Raw genomic sequence first — 1627 nt, forward strand, 5'->3', positions numbered from 1 at the left:
TCCCCTCCTCTTAAATTGTTTTCTACAGACGTTTGAGGCTTGTTTTCAGGCGTTCCACCAATCAATCGATACAATTTATCATGGATAAATCAAAATGCCTGAAATCATTCCTTAATTATCCGTAGCACATCCTCCAGCCGCTGCAAGCAATCTTAAAGCGATCCAATTCCCACCGCTTGTACGAACGTAAAGTCGATTGCCTAGCTTCTTGCCGTAGTATCGCATGGCGTGAATCCCCTTCCGTTATTTACCTACGCGCTGCGGAGATTTAACGATTTCGAACAACTCGGACCACTCGCATTCCAACACTTCGCAGATGCGTTTTGCTGTTTTAGGTGACGGGTTGCGGTCACCATTTGTGACTTGGACCGTCATTGGTTGTGAGAGCTCTATTTCTTTACCTAATGCAGTTTTGCTAAAGCCCTTCATGATGATGAGCTCATTGAGTCGCTCTAGATCTTTAACTTTAACTTTAATTTTCATCTTCTCACCCCGCTTTATTGCTAATGGTTATTTATTGCTTGTAGCTATAATATAACTTATTTTTGCCAAATGCAATACTTTAGAAAAATATTTCTAATTGTTATATTTTTATATATAATAGACGACAAAGGAGGCGTTAGAAAATTGGATGCACATACGTTCGGAGCATATTTAAGAGAACTTCGAAAAAAACGAGGAATGACATTAAACGAATTAAAAGATGCAACCCAGCTTTCTCAACCGTATCTGTCCCAAATCGAGAATGGTTTAAAGGGTATACCTTCCCCTGAGGTACTTTACAAACTAAAAGACCCTCTCGGAGTATCCCATGCCCATTTGATGATAAAGGCTGGCCATATTGTTCTAGGTCCACATGAGCAGGAGTACGATATTTTAGAGACTGAATATGAAGAGGAAATTAACAGGTTACGGTTGCAGGAACTTATGAATAAAGCTAAGGCGGTTACTGAATCTGAAAAGGATTTGGAGAATTTCATAAGTAGTAGATCTGGCATCACCTATCACGGAAAAGAACTTACTGATCAAGATAGATCACAGATTCTCAGCATGCTCGCGGTACTCTTTCCTGATCGTGAATAATAATCGAGCACCATACACTACATCCACGAAAGGAACTATTGTGAAAATAAGAAAGAAATTCAACATCACACGAATTAACGGCACCAAACCCATAAACGAATGGCTTGAGCGAAGCATCGAAAACTTCGCCAAGCGTGAATATGGGCTGACCATCAAAGTTAAAGTTGTCGATCTTGTAAAAAAAGGAGACGGCGCACTTGACTAAAGCCAGAAATAAATCCTTTTCTATTACGTTCATTAAGATCTGCTCAGAAGAGGAGTCAAGGGAAAGGATAAAGCGCTTGATTAAACCGGAAGTTTTAAAGGTCCTAGAAATGTATGGTGCTGTAGCGCCAAATCTTGATGAAGTGCTGGACAAATATATATGCCCGGCCAAGTGATGTCCATAAAGCGGACAGCATGCCTCCGCATTCGGCGGAGTCGTCACGCTGTGACGTGCCCTACCGGTCCGTTAGGTCATCTGAAAGGACTGTACGGTCCGTCGAGTCCTCAAATTTAGAAGGTATCCATGAAAAGCGGATACCTTGAATACAGTCCGAATTAT

4 protein-coding genes are annotated in these 1627 nt (G+C 41.2%); 3 read left to right on the forward strand and 1 reads right to left on the reverse strand.

The features are described 5' to 3' along the window. Positions 1-243: 243 nt before the first annotated feature. Entirely contained in the window at positions 244-483 is a 240-nt protein-coding gene (locus GQY55_RS30680; RefSeq protein WP_160045715.1) for a helix-turn-helix transcriptional regulator, read from the reverse strand. A gap of 144 nt (positions 484-627) precedes the next feature. Here GQY55_RS30680 and GQY55_RS30685 point away from each other — a divergent pair, with 144 nt between their 5' ends. The 3 genes from GQY55_RS30685 to GQY55_RS30695 are packed head-to-tail and all read left to right on the forward strand — an operon-like array spanning position 628 to position 1463. Beyond that, a complete protein-coding gene (locus tag GQY55_RS30685) occupies positions 628-1083 on the forward strand; it encodes a helix-turn-helix domain-containing protein (RefSeq protein ID WP_160045716.1) in 456 nt (151 codons plus the stop codon). Next, on the forward strand, positions 1076-1288 hold the full coding sequence (locus GQY55_RS30690; protein WP_236575986.1) for a hypothetical protein: 213 nt from the start codon (positions 1076-1078) through the stop codon (positions 1286-1288). The genes GQY55_RS30685 and GQY55_RS30690 overlap by 8 nt, the downstream gene beginning before the upstream one ends. Continuing rightward, entirely contained in the window at positions 1281-1463 is a 183-nt protein-coding gene (locus GQY55_RS30695) for a hypothetical protein (protein WP_160045718.1), read from the forward strand. The genes GQY55_RS30690 and GQY55_RS30695 overlap by 8 nt, the downstream gene beginning before the upstream one ends. Positions 1464-1627: the final 164 nt, after the last annotated feature.

The organism is Paenibacillus sp. USDA918EY (assembly GCF_009870825.1).
Taxonomy (GTDB): domain Bacteria; phylum Bacillota; class Bacilli; order Paenibacillales; family Paenibacillaceae; genus Paenibacillus_AQ; species Paenibacillus_AQ albilobatus.